This window comes from Pseudomonas sp. No.21, from assembly GCF_054558415.1.
In genome coordinates this window covers 253,909-269,664 of the sequence record NZ_BAAJNO010000008.1, presented here as the reverse complement: position 1 = coordinate 269,664, position 15,756 = coordinate 253,909, and the positions used below count along the sequence as shown (strand labels likewise).

Here is a 15,756-nt window from a genome sequence, read left to right as displayed (position 1 = left end):
CGCGCCACCTTTTTCGGCTCCTTAGAAGAGGAGGGCTGGCCATGCGCGAGCAGGCAAGCGACACGGGCTGGGATGCCCGCTACGAAACACGCATGGTGATCCTGCTGTCGCTGAGCTTCGGCCTGGTGGGGCTGGATCGCTTCATCATCCTGCCGCTGTTCCCGCTGATCATGCGCGACCTGCAGCTGGACTATCAGGACCTCGGCAACATCTCCGCGGCCCTGGCGCTCACCTGGGGCGTCTCCGCCCTGGGCATGGGCTGCCTGGTGGAACGGCTCGGCGCCAAGCGCGTGCTGGTCGTCTCCGTGCTCGCCTTCTCGCTGCTCTCGGGGCTCTCCGCCCTGGCCGGCGGGGTGCTCGGGCTCATCCTCCTGCGCGGCCTCATGGGCTTCTCGGAGGGCGCCTTCACGCCCACCAGCATCAGCGTCACCACCCAGGTCTCGCACCCCCGGCGCACCGGCTTCAACATCGGCGTGCAGCAGGCCGTGTTCCCCATCCTCGGGCTCGGCCTCGGGCCGCTGATCGCCGCCGGCCTGCTGGCCTGGCTCGGCTCCTGGCGCTGGGTGTTCATCAGCGTATCCATCCCCGGGTTCATCCTCGCCTGGTGGCTGCAGCGCACCTACCGCCCCGTCCCCGCACCCCGCCAGGCCGGGCAGGAGCGGCCCTGGCGCCTGTGGCTCGCGGCCCTCGGCAGCGGCAACGTGCGGCGCAACATCGGCATCATGTTCTGCATCCTCACCTGCCAGTTCGTGCTCTGCGCGCTGCTGCCCAGCTACCTCACCGACCACCTCGGGCTGTCGCTGGAGGCGATGGCGCTGGTGATCTCGGCGATCGGCTTCGGCGGCTTCGTCGGCCAGCTGATCATCCCCGGCCTGTCCGACCGCTTCGGGCGCAAGCCGGTGGTGCTGCTCTCGTTCTGCGCCAGCGCTGCGCTGGTCGCCACGCTGATCGTCACCCCCGCCGAGCCCTGGCTGCTGTTCGGGGTGCTGTTCTTCATCACCTTCTTCAACTTCAGCCTCATCTGCCTCACCGTCGGCCCGCTCACGGGCGAGTCGGTGGCGCCGCACCTGCTCACGGCGGCCACCGGCATCGTCATCGGCTTCGGCGAGATCCTCGGCGGCGGCCTCGCGCCGATCCTCGCCGGCTACCTCGCCACCCACCACGGGTTGCCATCGATCCTCTACCTGGCCCTGGCCGGCAGCCTCGCCGGCCTGTGCCTGGCGCTCGGGCTCAAGGAAGGCCGCGCGCAGGCACCCCGCGAAGCCACACCGCCGGCCAACGCCGCACTGCTTATTAGGGAGTAATTGAAATGGGCGACTACCTGAAAGTCCTCGACATCGAACACAGCGGCGGGCCGCGCATCGGCCTGCTGGGCGACGACCCCGCGCACACGGTGCGGGTGCACGGCGAAAGCAGCGGCCTCTACCAGACCCTGCAGGACTGCGCGCTCCGCCACCAGGACCACCTGGCGCACCTGCGCCACCTGCCGGGGCCGACGCACACGCTGCCGGCCTTGCGCCAGGAAACCCGCCTGCGCCCGCCCGCCATGCCCGACAACCCGCTGCTCACCCACGTCAGCGGCCTGCCGCTGGGCGCGCAGGACGATGCCGGCTGGTTCTACAAGGGCAATGGCCGCGTCCTGCGCATCGACCGCGACGACCTGGAAGTGCCGTACCACGTCCAGGCCATCGCAGCGGACGCCTGCCTGGTCTCCATCTACCTGGTGGGCTCGCGGGGCCAGTTGCTCCACGTCGGCGTCACCCTCGGCCACGACCTGCACGACCCGCTGCAGGGCCAATCCGCCCGCGCCCACCTGCTCGAGTGCGCCGTGGCCTCGGAACTGCTGCTGGGCGAACTGGACGAACCGCTGCAGCTGCGTCAACGCATCGAACGCAACGGCACCTGCTTCAGCGAAACCCACCTGCGCCTCGACCCGCAGGCCTGGCGCGCCTCGCGAGAAGCCGGCGAAGCCTTGCTGGAACAGCACCCGCAATTCCTCCAGCCGGGCATGGTCCATTACCTCTTCAGCCGCCTCGACAGCGAGATCGTCGCCACCCACCTGCAGCACGGCGACTGCCTGGAACTGAGCTGCCCCATGCTCGACATGCGCCTCGAAAACCGCATTGTCGAAGAAGAACTGCGCCACCTGCTGCCGCTCTCGTCACTTCGCCGCACGGGGCAGGGCAGAGCGGCCTGAGGCGGGGTGCATCCAACAAAAAACGCCGCATTCCCATGCGGCGTTTCTCATTCGAGCTCAAGTGGAAGAGGCGGCAGGATGAACGCGTGCCGTAGGGTGTGCCGTGCGCACCTCCGCTCGGTGCTGCCGGCGAGCTCCAGGTGCGCGCAACACCCCCTACGTCCAAGGTGAATCACGACAGTCCTGTTCAGCCCACCGTTCCTGCCCGGCACAGACAACAAAGAAAACGCCGCACCTCCATGCGGCATTCCCGCTCCTGGCCCTAGAAGAACCGCTTCCAGCTCGGCCCTTCGCTCAGCGCCGGGTCATCATGCGCAGCCATGAAACGCGGCAGATCCCGTCGCGCGACCCACAGCTCCCCCTGCCAACGCAGAGCGCCGACACGCTGATTCGCCCAGGTCATCAGGATGCGTCGCGGGCTGGCATCGACCTCGCGGTGATAGTCGTACAGCGCGGGGATCACCTCGTCGCTGAGCCACTGGCTCAACGCGCAATGCTCCGGATGCCCGAAGCGATACAGCGCCCGGTAAAGCCCGGCCTCGCTGATCAACTCCAGCTCCTCGCAACGACCGCTGGCAAAACGCAGCATCGCGAAACGGTGCTGGTGGGGATACAGGCGCTTGGTCAGCCGATAGGGGCGGGCGGCGGCGATCATCAGCGCGAAATCGATGGCGACGAACCAGGGGCGGTTGTCGATCATCACCGCGCGCAATTGGTGGCAATGGCGTTGAAAGGTGATGGGGGTGGATGCGTCATGCATGGGTGTAGCTCCAATGTCGGTTAAGGAGCTGCCACCTACGTCGCTAAACGAAAGGGTGGCAGACCGCGCGGGGTTAGCGAACCGGAGACATTGGAATCCGGCAGACCCGAGGGTCTCCCCACGCGGTCCGCCATAGAGCGGTGCAGAAAAACTGCATGCGCGCCAATGCCTGCAAGAAACATCCGCCGTTTCTCGCATGCACCAGCTGGCGCAATCGCGCCAATGTCTTTCGGGTCGCTAAACCCGGCCACGGGATTGACCGTGGCCGGGGGAGGATAGGGAGGGAGAGGGTTTAGGGCAAGAGGAGGAGGGCTGCGGATTTCTACGCTGGCCTGCCCTCAATTACGCAACTACTGCCACCGCCACAATGCTTTCCGGTCGACTGTGATGCCGTTATCAATTTTCAGTAGAAATTTTATTTCGCTTTTGAGACGTGAAAAATTATATTGGCTTAATAATGGCGCAACTCTAAGCACTGAGGTGGTTACTCACATGACGATATGGTCAACTAGCCCCTCGCCAAGCTGGCTAAAGTTGCGCCTTGGCTGGCTCATTAGTTCAATCGTTAGGGAAAACAATGGAATCTTCAGCTGCTTATAAATTTAAAAAAGGGTATTTGCCATACACCTTGATCCCGATACTGCTTATTTTTGCAGTGATGGCTCTCTCAAATTCATGGTCGGCGAATTTGGGGGGTGGAATAGTAGCGCTAATACTGTCTGCTCATTTAATTGTTTTCCAGCTGGCAATTTTTCATCTTTCAGTCGAAAAAATAGATGATTTTCACATGTACTGCCTGCTAATAACTTTCGCCAATATATTTATTACCCCTTTGGTGCTGGCGGCTGTTATTGGTGGGCTGATTGGATGATTCGCCTAGCGGTACGATTGTTTTTACCTCAATACGCTTAATAGCCACTTTGACGGAATGAAACTTTCTTTCGGTCAGTTCTCCCACTGGAAATTGGACGTATCAACCTTCCGCTGTCGCTATCCATCATACGGAGCAAGACAGATCAGTGTCCTGCGGACGACGCGTTGCAGATGGAGGTTCGCTCCAGACCTCACCGTTGGCAGTTAAGGCAACAGCTGCTATTGCAGCCTCTTTTTGTCAGGTGATGGTTGTGCGCCGCGCGTGATCAATGCCGAGCCGAATGCCGGACGACTTGCGTCCAAGGGTAGAAAAAACGCATCGTTGGCAGCGGCGGCGAAGCAGGGGGCATACGTGCTCCTCAACGGTGCGCCGAGCGCAAAAGGGGCGTGGGCGCCCCACTGAAAACACCGCCTTTCGGCCTCGATAAGACAGGGACGTAATGATCACCATCGCTCGTTATTCATTAGCCATCGAAGCGCACGTAGCCCGCGCCAAACTGGAATCCGAAGGCATTCCCGCGTTTGTCGCCGATGAGCACACCATCACCGCGGACTGGCTCTACTCCAACGCCATGGGCGGCGTGCGACTGCAGGTTCCAGAAGCCTGCGTTGAACAGGCCCGCACCATACTGGCGACTGACTTCAGCGAAGACCTGGTCGGCGAGCAAAAGCATGAAGCACCCAGCGCGAACACAAAGAAGCCTCTCAAATGGCGGTATGTCATCCTGATCGCCATCGCGGTTGGCGCAATAGGAAGATGGATAGTGGGCATCGGGCCAGCGCCGTATCAGCCAGCATCGCTGGCCGAGCAGGCAAGGGCAGAGGTCGAGAAAATCAACGCGAAGACGCCAATACAGCTCGATGAAATCACCGTGCTGACTAAGGCCACGTTCACTGACGACTACGTGATTGCACTCGATATGACACTCCTTGATTTCGAGACCTACGAGAAGGAAATCGATTTCAGCGCAATGCGTGCTTCCGTGGTTGAACAACAATGTGCTGATCAGAAAGGTGAGAACTCACCGTTGAGCAGGGGGTTAACGCTTCGATATGTTTATTCCGCAGAAAGTGGTCGGTTGCTCAATAGGTTTGAAATGGATAGGCAGGACTGCCGCTAGAAATTGACATGGAGTGGGTCTTCGCGATCAGCGAAGCGCCGCTTCTTCCATCGCAGTTGACTCGAAAGGCTAATGCCCTGGAACGGCAAGGTTCTTGTCACCCAACACGCGTTTCGATAACCACGCCCATCCAGATAAAGCCTTTTCATCTAATGTCCTTGCATCCCCCAGATTCCTCATCAAGGCCCCATCGTGTTCGAAAAACTCAAAGGCATCCTCGGCATTCAGCCCAAACCCGCTGGTGAAAACAGCTACGGCGAGCATCTCCGTGGCGGGGCGGATGAAACCTGGCCTGAGGCCCTGAACCGTTTCGAGTCGTTCTGCCGGAGCCTGCATGCGTTCTACGACGAGGAAGGGGAAACCTATGAGCTGTACTTCGACGAGTACTTCCAGGACGGCACGCTGTTCGAGTGGTCGGGCGCTGTATCCGACGAGGATCTGCTGAGCGCCGAGACGCAGCATGCGTTCGCGATACCGGAGGAGCTGAAAGCGCTGTTCAGGAAGCGCTTCGCCGTCTACGACGTCATTGCGGATCGCGGCCGCTGGGGTGACCGTCGCGTTCTCGAGATCTACGGGCGTTCAACCTCGACCTCCTACCCCTGCCTGCACGCGTTCTGCCCGGCGATCGCCTGGAACTTCGGCGAGTACTTCGCCAGGGAGGAGTTGACGGAAGAACAGATCGCGCACCTGAGCGCCAACTACTTCTGCTTCGGGCGCTGGTCGGACGATGACCACTACTGCACCTATCTCCTGGTGGACCGCCATGGAAACTACGGGCGGTTTCGCTTCCACACCGAAGACTACCCCGGCACCGTGCAGCGGCTCGAACCGCTGCTGAAGGGCCAGCCCCTCGACATGACGCTGGATGCGTTGATGGTGTGGGCGATCAACAACTCGATGGAATACCTGCTCGAACGCAACGATCTGCCCAGTCCGTATGGGAAAGAGGCTTGAGGCTCCAGGCGGAGCAGGCGATACGGCAAGGATTCATGTCGCAGAGCGCTCATTGATCGAGTCGGCCCATGAAGCAGGCACCAGGCAGGTGCTTGCTTCAGCTTGCTGTCCAAATCGATGCTGAAATTTCTTCAGTTACCTAGTTGATCCATACGCCCGCCGCGTAAAGAATGGCGCAGCCGACGGCACAAGCTTCGTGTCCACGAAGCCCGCAAGACACGGCGAACCTGAAAGGAGTCGGGTTATATGGAAGTCGATCCGAATGCTTCGCTGAAAGAAGCCGTCGCCCAGTTCTATACCCGCCATGGCTTCCCAATCGATGGCGGTGTCAGCGCCGAGCGCTGGTCACCCGTGGGTTGCCGCGACCTCAAGGTCTACCTGCCGAATTTCGAGTGGCGCCGTCGGGCGCTGCCGCTCCATGACATTCACCACGTCCTTACCGGCTACCCGTTCCGCCCGACGGGTGAATTCGAGATGGCCGCCTGGGAATTCGCCGCAGGTCGCTACCCCAATCCGCTGAGCACACTGTTTTGCCTGCCACTGGTGAGCCTGGGCACCTGCATCGTGCCCAGGCGTAGCTTCTCGGCGTTCGTGCGTGGCAAGCACAGCCGTACGCTGTATCAGGGGTACGCCTATCCGGAGCTGCTCGAGAGGAGGGTGGCGGACGTCCGCGCCGAGATACTGCCTTCCGCTCCCGTAGCCGCGACGCCCCGGCATTACCTCGAATACCTGGCCCTGGTCGCCTGCTCGGCAAGCGTGATTGCGCTGCCGCTGCTGGGTATCGCCTTTGTCCTATCGGAGATCTTCTGATGTCCACTCACGCAGGCGCTGCCTCCGGCGCGTTCAAGGTCAACTCCCTGGTGCTGGACAATGGGGCCAGCCCGCTGACGGGCACCATCGTCTGGGACACATGGCGGTCGCTCTGGAACAGCTTCATCTTCACCGGCGCCTTGGTGCTGGCACCGCTCTATTTCAACTGGGGCGCGTTTCTGGTCTTCCTCACGCTCAGCGCCGCAACCCTGTGTGCGGGGCACTCGGTGGGGTTCCACCGGCGGTTGATTCACCGCAGCTTCAAATGCTCGAAATCCACGGAGCGTTTCCTCGTGTGGATGGGCACCATCGTCGGTATCGGAGGCCCGTTCTGGACCATCCGCACCCATGACACCCGCGACTGGTCGCAGCGGCAGCCGGCTTGCCACGACTACCTCGCTCACCGCCAGGGCCTGCTCAAGGACGCCTGGTACAACCTGCACTGCAAGTTCGTGCTCGATCATCCGCCGGGCTTCAATCCGGGGCCGGAGATCGCCAACGATCGCTTCTACCAGTTCCTGGAAAAGACCTGGATGCTCCAGCAGCTCCCCATCGGCATCGCCCTTTACCTCATCGGTGGCATGCCGTGGCTGGTGTGGGGCGTGTCGGTCCGGGTGGCGGCCTGCACCACCATGCACTGGTTCATCTCCTACTTCGCCCACACCCGGGGCCCCCAGACCTGGGAGGTGGATGGCGCCGGCGTGCAGGCCCATGACGTGCCCATCGCCGCCATCCCCACCTTTGGCGAGAGCTGGCACAACAACCACCACGCATTCCCGGCTTCAGCTCGCCATGGGCTTTACCCCGGCCAGATCGACCTGGGTTGGCACTTCATCCAGTTGCTCCAGCGCCTTGGTCTTGCCTGGGATGTGAATGTGCCCAGCAACCTGCCGCCTCGGGAGGGGATCACGGCGTTGAAGGTGGGGGCGGAGGAGGTTATGTGCCGCAATGATTAGATGATCGGCGGCAGGTCTGTACAAAAACTAGAATTCAATCAACAGGAGAGCGGAACAAATTCCGCCACATACAAGTGCCCTCATGAAAGAAGAACCAAAGAATCCTGTGCTGGAGACCCCGTGGCACAAGTCATCTTTTCTTTTCATTATCATTTTCTTCATTTCAATCAATGGGTACGGGCTCATTGCTCTAGTCTCGCTGGTCATGGCTCTGTTGAATCTGAAGCATGACAATTGGTACAGATTCCTATGGCCCTGGATCTTCGTCCTGATGTTCAGTGCTGCAGGTCTCGTAGGGTTTGCAACCCGAATCATCGCCGAGAACTACACATACGAGGTGTCAGAGCGATAAGTCTGCTCGGGAAGGCAAGAGAGAGTTGCTGGATGGCTATAGGCAGGCAAGGGGCGCGTCAGGGTAATGGGGAATGACTCTATGCTGCAGCCGCCCACAAGGATGGGGTCTACATGACAACCGATGATGCATCCAAGCTAATCCGAGAGGCCGCGGCACGTTTTGCTGACGCGAATATTGTTTGGAGAAGAGCACGTATCGGATTGTTCGGATTTTGGGTTGGAGATGACCCACTAAAAGAAATGGAAACACCCTTGCAGCGGGCGCAGCTCTCTGAGGATGCTTGGGCGCAGCTGCACAGTGACAAGAAAAATCCTTATACGTGTCTTGTTGAGTTCATGTCTCTTGGCGGGGTAGTTATCCGCTGGGAGCAATATGTTCTGGATATTCAGCTTCCCAGTGGGGAGAGGCTTGGTCTCCCCGAAGTTACGTTCGAGCAAGCAAAGCGCACTGTCTGATCGCGTTCAAAGCGCTCAGTCCAATTACCGGCTACTTAGCTGAATCGTTAGCGTCAGATCGATCTGACGTGAGTGCCTGCTCTTGGCAGAGAGCAGGCACTCAGCGTCCTCCCTCAAACCACAAAGAACCCGTGCGTCCCATCCCGCCCCAACTGCGCCACCAACCCAAACTCCCAATCAAGGTAGGACTGCATGGCCTCACGCGGGTTATCGGTGCCTTCGTACGGGCGGCGGTAGCGGTCGATGCGGGGTGACAGCAGGCCGTTTTCGCCGTCTTCCACCGGCAGGCCGGCGTCGGCCCAGGCGGTGTTGCCGCCGTCGAGCAGGAAGGCGGGTTTGCCGGTGATGGCGGCCACTTCGTCCACGGCGAAGCGGGCCAGCAGGCCGCTGCCGCAGGTGAGCACGTAGCGCTCGGCCTTGGGGGCAGCGGCGAGGGCTTCGCGCAGTTGGGCGCGGAGTACCCAGCGGGCGCCGGGGATGTGGCGTTTGACGTGGTTGGCGCTGGCGGTGAAGTCCAGCACCGCCGTGTCGCCATGCTCCAGCCAGGTGGCCAGGGTCTGTGGGGCGATGGCTTCGACCTGGGGCAGGGGGGGCAGGGCGGGGCGCCAGGCGCCGCTCTCGCTGAAGTCCGCTGCCGTGAGCCCATCGAGCACATGCACCTCCCAACCCAGTTGCGCCAGCCAGGAGCCGGTCATGTTGGCGCGGGTGCCGTCGGCGTCGGCCAGGACGATGCGCGCGCCGCGCACGCTGGCGTAGTGGTCGGTCTCCTGCACCAGTTGGCCGCCGGCGACCCAGCGGGCGCCGGGCAGGTGGCCGGTGCGGTATTCCTCTTCGGTGCGCACGTCGAACAGGTAGGTGGTGCGGCCGGCCTCGGTGCGCCATTCGCTTAGCTGCGTGAGGCTGGCGCGTTGTACGCCGGCCTTGTCGGCTACGGCGCGGGCTGCCTGCGCGGCCTGCTCGCGGGTTTCAATGCTGACCTCGGTGAAGCGGCGCTGCTGGCCGTGCTCCAGCGTCTGCCCGGCGAGGGTCCAGCCGATGGTGCCGTTGCGCAGGGCGGCCACCGGGTTGGGGATGCCGGCGTTCACCAGGGATTGGGTGCCGATGATGCTGCGGGTGCGCCCGGCACAGTTGACGATCACCCGGGTGCTCGGGTCCGGCGCCAGTTCGCGTACGCGCAGCACCAGTTCGGCGCCAGGCACGCTGATGGAGCCGGGGATGTTCATGGTCTGGTACTCGTCGAAGCGGCGGGCGTCGAGCACCACCACGTCGGCCTTGGCGTCCAGCAGCGCCTTCACTTCCTCGGCGGCGAGGGAGGGCGTGTGGCGCTGGCTTTCCACCAGTTCGCCGAAGGCCTTGCTGGGCACGTTGACGTCGCGGAACAGCTCGCCGCCGGCCTCGCGCCAGCCGGCGAGGCCGCCCTCCAGCAGGGCCACGTCGCTGTAGCCCAGTTGCAGCAGACGCTCGGCGGCGCGCTCGGCCAGGCCTTCGCCGTCATCGTAGAGGGTCACGGCGGTGTCGCGGCGGGGCACGCGGTCGAGCACTTCCAGTTCGAGCTTGGACAGCGGGATATTGGCGGCGAACAGCGGGTGCGCCTCGGCGAAGGGCGCCTCCTCGCGCAGGTCGATGAGGGCGACTTCCTCATGGGCGAGGAGGGCGGAGCGGATGTCGGCAAAACGGCGAAGGGGGATACGGCTCATGGCGCCAGGCTCTCTTTCGACAGGTCCCAGATATTGGGCAGGTGGAGGTTGGAATAACCGGAGATGAAGGGCTTCTCGACGCCGCCCTCGGCATAGACGGCGCGACGCACCGCGCCGATGTTGGCGCCGTACACGTGAATGCTGATGGAGGTGCGGTTCTCGAAGGCGTTGCGCACCTGGTGGATGTCGCCCACCCGGGGCGACACGGCGACCACGTCGCCCGGCTGCAGGGATTCGGCCGCGCCGTCGGGTCGCAGGCTGCCGTCGGCGTTGCGGGCGAAGCCCTGGCTGAGTTCGGCGCCGCGCAGCATGCCGATCAGCCCCCAGGTGCGGTGGTCGTGCACCGGGGTCGATTGGCCGGGCCCCCAGACGAAGCTGACGATGGAGAAGGCCTGGCGCGAGTCGGCGTGCAGCAGGTACTGCTGGTAGCGCTCCGGGCTGGGCTGGGCGTAGGCGTCCGGCAGCCAGTCGTCGGTGCTCACCAGGTCGCGCAGCAGCGCGGCGCCCTGGTCGAGTATCCGTGGCTCGTCCGGTGCCTGGGCGAGGAGGTCGGCGAGGTCGACGATGAAGCCGCGTAGCCGTCCGAGGTTGGGCGTTTGAGACATGGTTCCCTCGATGTCCGTGAGTGCGCAGCGGTAACCGCTACCGTGCCGGGGCAAAAGATATTATTCTTCCTGCGTATTCTTCCAGCCATTTATTATGCGAATAAAGAATGAAGATAGATGATATCGATGCATTCGTGGCCGTCATCCGCAGCCAGTCGATCAGCCAGGCGGCGGAGTCCCTGCAGCTCACCCAGCCGGCCATCACCCGGCGCGTGCAGAACTTCGAGGAGGCCCTCGGCGTCAGCCTGCTGGACCGCAACACCAAGCCGCTGAAGCCCACGCCCATGGGCATGCGCGTGTACGAGCAATGCCGCTCGGTGCTGCGCGAGATGGACGCCCTGCGCGAACTGGTGCTGAGCGATTCCTCCCCCAGCGGCGTGCTGCGCCTGGGCGTGCCGCAGACGGTGGGCGACGTGGTGCTGCTGGACGCCCTCAGTCAGCTCAAGACCCTCTACCCGGACCTGCAGACCCAGGTCTCCACCGGCTGGGGCAGCCACCTGCTGGGCAAGATGGAGAACGGCGAGCTGGACGCCGTGGCGGCACTGTTCCCGGCGGGCAAGGTGTTCCCCGAAGGCATCGTCGGGCGCTCCCTGGCGCGCATGGACCTGGTGGTGGTCGCGGCCAAGGGCGAGGTGCGCAAGCGCTCCTGCAAGCTCGCCGACTGCTACCAGCGCGGCTGGGTGCTGAACCCCGATGGCTGCGGCTTCCGCGCCGGCCTGCAACGCGCCCTGAGCGACGAGGGGCTGTCGCTGCGCATCAACCTGGAGACCTTCGGCACCGAGCTGCAGCTGGGGCTGATCGCCAATGGCCTGGGTTTCGGCCTGGTGCCGCGCCCGCTGCTGGAGAACAGCCGTCACCGCGAGCGCCTGGAGGTGGTGCCGGTGAGCGACTTCAAGCCGGTGATCGACCTGTGGCTGATCCACCCGCGCTTCCTCGGCAACCTGCAGGCGCCGGTGGCGCTGTTCGGTGAAACCGTGGCCCAGCGCGTGGCGCACCAGGCGGAGGAGGGGGCCGCGGCAGGCTCATAACCAAAGCATCTTGCATGTAACTGCATTGGTTAGATGCGCAATTTGTATATTAGATTAGAACCAGATCGAATTTCACTGCGGTTTTTTAGATGGATAGCATGTGGGTCAAGCCAGGCTGCAGCGGGCTCGATCCAACCTCCCGCCTGCGGCCCCGACCATTGGAAAGGCCCCGAGCGAGGAGAAGGAATGTCCCGGCGAAGCAACGCCCTGGTGCCCCCGGGCACCGCACTGACGGCCCTGCTGGCGCCCCTGCGCTGGAAGGGCTGGAGCAACCTCGGCCTGCGCCTGGTCAGCCCGCTGGTGCTGCTCCTGCTCTGGGAGCTGGCCTCCCGCACGGGCCTGCTGCCGGCGCGCATCATCGCCGCGCCCAGCGCCATCGGCGACACCCTCTGGCAGATGATCGCCAGCGGCGAGCTAGCCGGGCACCTCTGGGTGTCCCTCAAGCGCGCCCTCAGCGGCCTGGCCATAGGTGTGTCCCTCGGCGCCGTGCTGGCCCTGCTGGCCGGCCTGTCGCGGCGGGGCGAGCTGATCATCGATTCCCCGGTGCAGATGCTGCGCACGCTGCCGTTCCTGGCCATCGTGCCGCTGTTCATCCTCTGGTTCGGCGTCGGTGAGACGCCGAAGATCGCCCTGATCGCCCTCGGCACCACCTTCCCGGTCTACCTCACGCTGTTCTCCGGCATCCGTGGCGTCGACCCCAAGCTGGTGGAGGCGGGGCGCCTGTTTGGCCTCAGCCGCCTGGAGCTGGTGGCCCACGTCATCCTCCCCGGCGCCTTGCCGTCCTTCTTCGTCGGCCTGCGCTACGCCTTCGGCATCAGTTGGCTGGGCCTGGTGGTGGTGGAGCAGATCAACGCCAGCGCCGGCCTCGGCTACCTGGTCAACGACGCCCGAGACTTCATGCGCACCGACGTGATCGTCATCTGCCTCATCGTCTACAGCGTGCTGGGCCTGTCCATCGACGCTCTGGTGCGCCTGCTCGAACGCCTGGCCCTGGCCTGGCGCCCCACCTTCATAAGGAACTGACCATGGATGTTGTGCTGCAACGCCTGCGCCCGCCGGTGCGCGTGCGCGGGCTGACCCGTCGCTTCGTCGGCCAGGCCGTGCTCGACGGCCTCGACCTGGAGCTGGGTGCCGGCGAATTCGTCGCCCTGCTGGGGCGCAGCGGCTCGGGCAAGACCACGCTGCTGCGCGCCCTGGCCGGGCTGGATGCGGTGGACGGCGGCATGCTGGAAGTACCCGAAGCCCACGCGGCGGTGTTCCAGGAGCCCCGGCTGATGCCCTGGAAGCGCGCCTGGCGCAACGTCGCCCTCGGCCTGCGCGGCGCCAACCCGCAGACCCGCGCCCTGGCCGCCTTGCAGGAAGTGGGGCTGGGCCATCGCCTCGACGCCTGGCCCGGCACCCTGTCCGGTGGTGAGGCGCAGCGGGTGGCCCTGGCCCGCGCCCTGGTGCGCGAGCCGGAGTTGCTGCTGCTGGACGAACCCTTCGCCGCCCTGGACGCCCTGACCCGCATCCGCATGCACCAGCTGATCATCGAACTGTGGCGCACCCACCAGCCCTCGGTGCTGCTGGTCACCCACGACGTCGACGAGGCCGTGCTGCTGGCCGATCGCGTGGTGGTGCTGGAGGCCGGGCGCATCGCCGAGCAGATCCCCGTGCGCCTGCCGCGTCCACGGGAGGTGGCCAGCCGTGGCTTCCAGGAGCTGCGCCAGCACCTGCTCACCCTGCTCGGCGTCGAAGCGCCGGCCAGCCCCTTCGTCCACACCCTCGCACGGACCGCCCAACGATGAGCCTCGACCTGAAAACCGCCAAGGAGACGGCCCGCGTGCCCGACCTCGATTCCCCGGCCTTCGCCGACCTGCTGGCCCAGCTCAGCGACGAGTTCGCCGCCAGCGCCGCCCATTACGACCGCCACGGCGAATTCCCCCATGCCAACCTGCATCGCCTGCACGAGCACGGCCTCATCGCCCTCACCGTGCCGCGTCGCCTCGGCGGCAGCGAGGCCAGCCTGGCCCAGGCGCGCCGGGTGATCGCCGCCGTGGCGCGGGGCGAGCCGTCCACCGCCCTGGTGCTGGTGATGCAGTACTTGCAGCACGCGCGCCTGCAGGCCAACCAGGCCTGGCCCGAGCACCTGCGCCTGCGCCTGGCCCGCGAGGCGGTGGAAGAGGGCGCGCTGATCAACGCCCTGCGCGTGGAGCCGGACCTGGGCACCCCCGCCCGTGGCGGCCTGCCGGGCACCATCGCCCGGCGCGTGCCCGAGGGCTGGCGCATCAGCGGGCGGAAGATCTACTCCACCGGCATTCCCGGGCTCACCTGGCTTTCTGTGTGGGCGCGCAGCGACGAAGCCGAGCCCCGCGTCGGCACCTGGCTGGTGCACCGCGACACGCCGGGCATCCGCATCGAGGAAACCTGGGACCACCTGGGCATGCGCGCCACCTGCAGCCACGACGTGGTCTTCGACGACGTCCTGGTGCCCGACGAATACGCCGTGGACATCCTCCCCGCCAGCCAGCCGCGCCCCTCGGAGTTGGACTCCAGCGGCGTGCTCTGGCTCGCCGTGCTGCTCTCCAGCATCTACGACGGCGTCGCCCGCGCCGCCCGGGACTGGCTGGTGGGCTGGCTGGCCGAGCGCACGCCGGCCAACCTCGGCGCGCCGCTCTCCAGCCTGCCGCGCTTCCAGGAACTGGTGGGGCGCATCGACGCGCTGCTGCTGTCCAACCGCGTGCTGCTCGACGCCGCCGCCGAAGGCCGCATTCCCGCCAGCGAGGCGACCCAGGTCAAGTACCTGGTCACCACCCAGGCCATCGCCGCCGTGGAGCTGGGCGTGGAAGCCATCGGCAACCCGGCCCTTGCCCGGGGCAACCCCCTGGAGCGGCACTACCGCGATGTGCTCTGCAGCCGCATCCACACCCCGCAGAACGACGCCATCCTCGGCGCCGCCGGCCGCACCGCCTTCGCCTTGCCCAGTCGGGGCGGGCAGGCATGAGCCGGGCGCGCATCGCCAGCCAACTGGACGGCACCTTCAACGACCTGCTGCGCGCGCGCCTGCCGGGCGTGGAGGTGCTGGACCTGCCTCGTGGGGTGCCCAGCACGCTGCCGACGGACATACAGGTGCTGCTCGCCGCGCCCTACGCCGATTGGCGCAACGCCGCCGAGCCGCCCCCAGGCTGGCCCTTCGGCCTGAGGTTCGTGCAACTGGCGAGTTCGGGGCTGGATGTCTTCCCGTCCTGGCTGTTCGACGGCCCGCCGGTGGCCAGCGCCCGGGGCGCCACCGCCAGCAGCATCGCCGAGTTCGCCCTGGCGGCCATCTTCGCCGCCGCCAAGCAGTTGCCCGGGCTGTGGATCGACAGCGCCGACGCCTGGCGGCAACGCCCGCTGGCGTCCTTGGCCGGCAGCACCCTCGGCCTCTACGGTTTCGGCAGCATCGCCCGGGACCTGGCGCGCAAGGCCCTGGCGCTGGACATGCAGGTGCTCGCCCTGCGCCGTTCACCCCAGCCCTTCGGCCTGGACGGCGTGCAGCGCGCCGGCGACATCCATGAACTCTTCGCCCGTGCCGACCACCTGGTGCTGGCCGCGCCGGCCACCCACGAGACGCGCCATGTGGTGAACCGCCAGACCCTGGCCTCGGCGCGTCCCGGCCTGCACCTGATCAACGTCGCGCGCGGCGCCCTGGTGGACCAGGCTGCACTGCTGCAAGCCCTGGACGACGGGCGCCTGGCCCTGGCCAGCCTCGATGTCACCGACCCCGAGCCGCTGCCGGCCGGGCACCCGTTCTACAGCCATCCCCGTGTACGGCTGAGCCCCCACACCTCGGCCAACACGCCGCAGGTGTACCGCAACCTCGCCGCGCTGCTGGCGCGCAACCTCGAACGTTTCCACAGCGGGCAACCGCTGGAGAACCTGGTGCAGGCCACGCGTGGCTACTGAGCCCGCCGGCCCTTCAAGGAG

General features: G+C 65.1%; 16 protein-coding genes. 13 read left to right on the top strand and 3 right to left on the bottom strand.

Going from position 1 to position 15,756, the window contains the following annotated elements; translation table 11 throughout:
* The first annotated feature begins 41 nt into the window (after positions 1–41).
* Positions 42–1,304 carry an MFS transporter gene (locus tag ACYJSS_RS18635; RefSeq protein WP_236204838.1) on the top strand — a complete coding sequence of 421 codons (1,263 nt, stop codon included), beginning with the start codon at positions 42–44 and terminating at the stop codon, positions 1,302–1,304.
* Positions 1,305–1,309: 5 nt separating this feature from the next.
* Positions 1,310–2,197 (top strand): fumarylacetoacetate hydrolase, encoded by an 888-nt coding sequence (locus ACYJSS_RS18630; protein ID WP_236204839.1) that lies wholly within the window; start codon positions 1,310–1,312, stop codon positions 2,195–2,197.
* A 262-nt stretch (positions 2,198–2,459) separates the two neighbouring features.
* Here the strand turns inward: ACYJSS_RS18630 and ACYJSS_RS18625 are convergent, their stop codons facing one another.
* Entirely contained in the window at positions 2,460–2,957 is a 498-nt protein-coding gene (locus ACYJSS_RS18625) for a BRO-N domain-containing protein (protein WP_236204840.1), read from the bottom strand.
* 577 nt (positions 2,958–3,534) lie between these two features.
* Here ACYJSS_RS18625 and ACYJSS_RS18620 point away from each other — a divergent pair.
* The 6 genes from ACYJSS_RS18620 to ACYJSS_RS18595 all read left to right on the top strand — a co-directional run bounded on the left by ACYJSS_RS18620 (position 3,535) and on the right by ACYJSS_RS18595 (position 8,481).
* Positions 3,535–3,828, top strand: a complete 294-nt coding sequence (locus tag ACYJSS_RS18620; RefSeq protein ID WP_236204841.1) for a hypothetical protein — start codon at positions 3,535–3,537, stop codon at positions 3,826–3,828.
* 442 nt (positions 3,829–4,270) lie between these two features.
* Complete coding sequence (locus ACYJSS_RS18615) at positions 4,271–4,951, top strand: putative signal transducing protein (protein WP_236204842.1); 681 nt, start codon at positions 4,271–4,273, stop codon at positions 4,949–4,951.
* Between the two features lie 192 nt (positions 4,952–5,143).
* Positions 5,144–5,905 (top strand): hypothetical protein, encoded by a 762-nt coding sequence (locus tag ACYJSS_RS18610; protein ID WP_236204843.1) that lies wholly within the window; start codon positions 5,144–5,146, stop codon positions 5,903–5,905.
* Positions 5,906–6,151: 246 nt separating this feature from the next.
* On the top strand, positions 6,152–6,715 hold the full coding sequence (locus ACYJSS_RS18605; RefSeq protein WP_236204844.1) for a hypothetical protein: 564 nt from the start codon (positions 6,152–6,154) through the stop codon (positions 6,713–6,715).
* Positions 6,715–7,671, top strand: a complete 957-nt coding sequence (locus ACYJSS_RS18600; protein WP_236204845.1) for an acyl-CoA desaturase — start codon at positions 6,715–6,717, stop codon at positions 7,669–7,671. The genes ACYJSS_RS18605 and ACYJSS_RS18600 overlap by 1 nt, the downstream gene beginning before the upstream one ends.
* Before the next feature lie 465 nt (positions 7,672–8,136).
* Positions 8,137–8,481 (top strand): hypothetical protein, encoded by a 345-nt coding sequence (locus ACYJSS_RS18595; RefSeq protein ID WP_236204846.1) that lies wholly within the window; start codon positions 8,137–8,139, stop codon positions 8,479–8,481.
* A 113-nt stretch (positions 8,482–8,594) separates the two neighbouring features.
* Here the strand turns inward: ACYJSS_RS18595 and ACYJSS_RS18590 are convergent, their stop codons facing one another.
* Together ACYJSS_RS18590 and ACYJSS_RS18585 are read right to left on the bottom strand one after the other, a co-directional pair.
* On the bottom strand, positions 8,595–10,178 hold the full coding sequence (locus ACYJSS_RS18590) for a rhodanese-related sulfurtransferase (protein WP_236204847.1): 1,584 nt from the start codon (positions 10,176–10,178) through the stop codon (positions 8,595–8,597).
* Positions 10,175–10,783, bottom strand: coding sequence for a cysteine dioxygenase family protein (locus tag ACYJSS_RS18585; protein WP_044402870.1), 609 nt, complete (start codon positions 10,781–10,783; stop codon positions 10,175–10,177). Before ACYJSS_RS18585 ends, ACYJSS_RS18590 begins: the two co-directional genes overlap by 4 nt.
* A 107-nt stretch (positions 10,784–10,890) precedes the next feature.
* Here ACYJSS_RS18585 and ACYJSS_RS18580 point away from each other — a divergent pair, with 107 nt between their 5' ends.
* The 5 genes from ACYJSS_RS18580 to ACYJSS_RS18560 all read left to right on the top strand — a co-directional run bounded on the left by ACYJSS_RS18580 (position 10,891) and on the right by ACYJSS_RS18560 (position 15,735).
* On the top strand, positions 10,891–11,811 hold the full coding sequence (locus ACYJSS_RS18580; RefSeq protein ID WP_021221877.1) for a LysR family transcriptional regulator: 921 nt from the start codon (positions 10,891–10,893) through the stop codon (positions 11,809–11,811).
* 186 nt (positions 11,812–11,997) lie between these two features.
* Positions 11,998–12,834 (top strand): ABC transporter permease, encoded by an 837-nt coding sequence (locus tag ACYJSS_RS18575; RefSeq protein ID WP_309296182.1) that lies wholly within the window; start codon positions 11,998–12,000, stop codon positions 12,832–12,834.
* 2 nt (positions 12,835–12,836) lie between these two features.
* Entirely contained in the window at positions 12,837–13,598 is a 762-nt protein-coding gene (locus ACYJSS_RS18570) for an ABC transporter ATP-binding protein (protein ID WP_373875102.1), read from the top strand.
* Entirely contained in the window at positions 13,595–14,794 is a 1,200-nt protein-coding gene (locus ACYJSS_RS18565; RefSeq protein WP_111261846.1) for an acyl-CoA dehydrogenase family protein, read from the top strand. Before ACYJSS_RS18570 ends, ACYJSS_RS18565 begins: the two co-directional genes overlap by 4 nt.
* A complete protein-coding gene (locus tag ACYJSS_RS18560; protein WP_111261845.1) occupies positions 14,791–15,735 on the top strand; it encodes a D-isomer specific 2-hydroxyacid dehydrogenase family protein in 945 nt (314 codons plus the stop codon). The genes ACYJSS_RS18565 and ACYJSS_RS18560 overlap by 4 nt, the downstream gene beginning before the upstream one ends.
* The last annotated feature ends 21 nt before the right edge of the window (positions 15,736–15,756 follow it).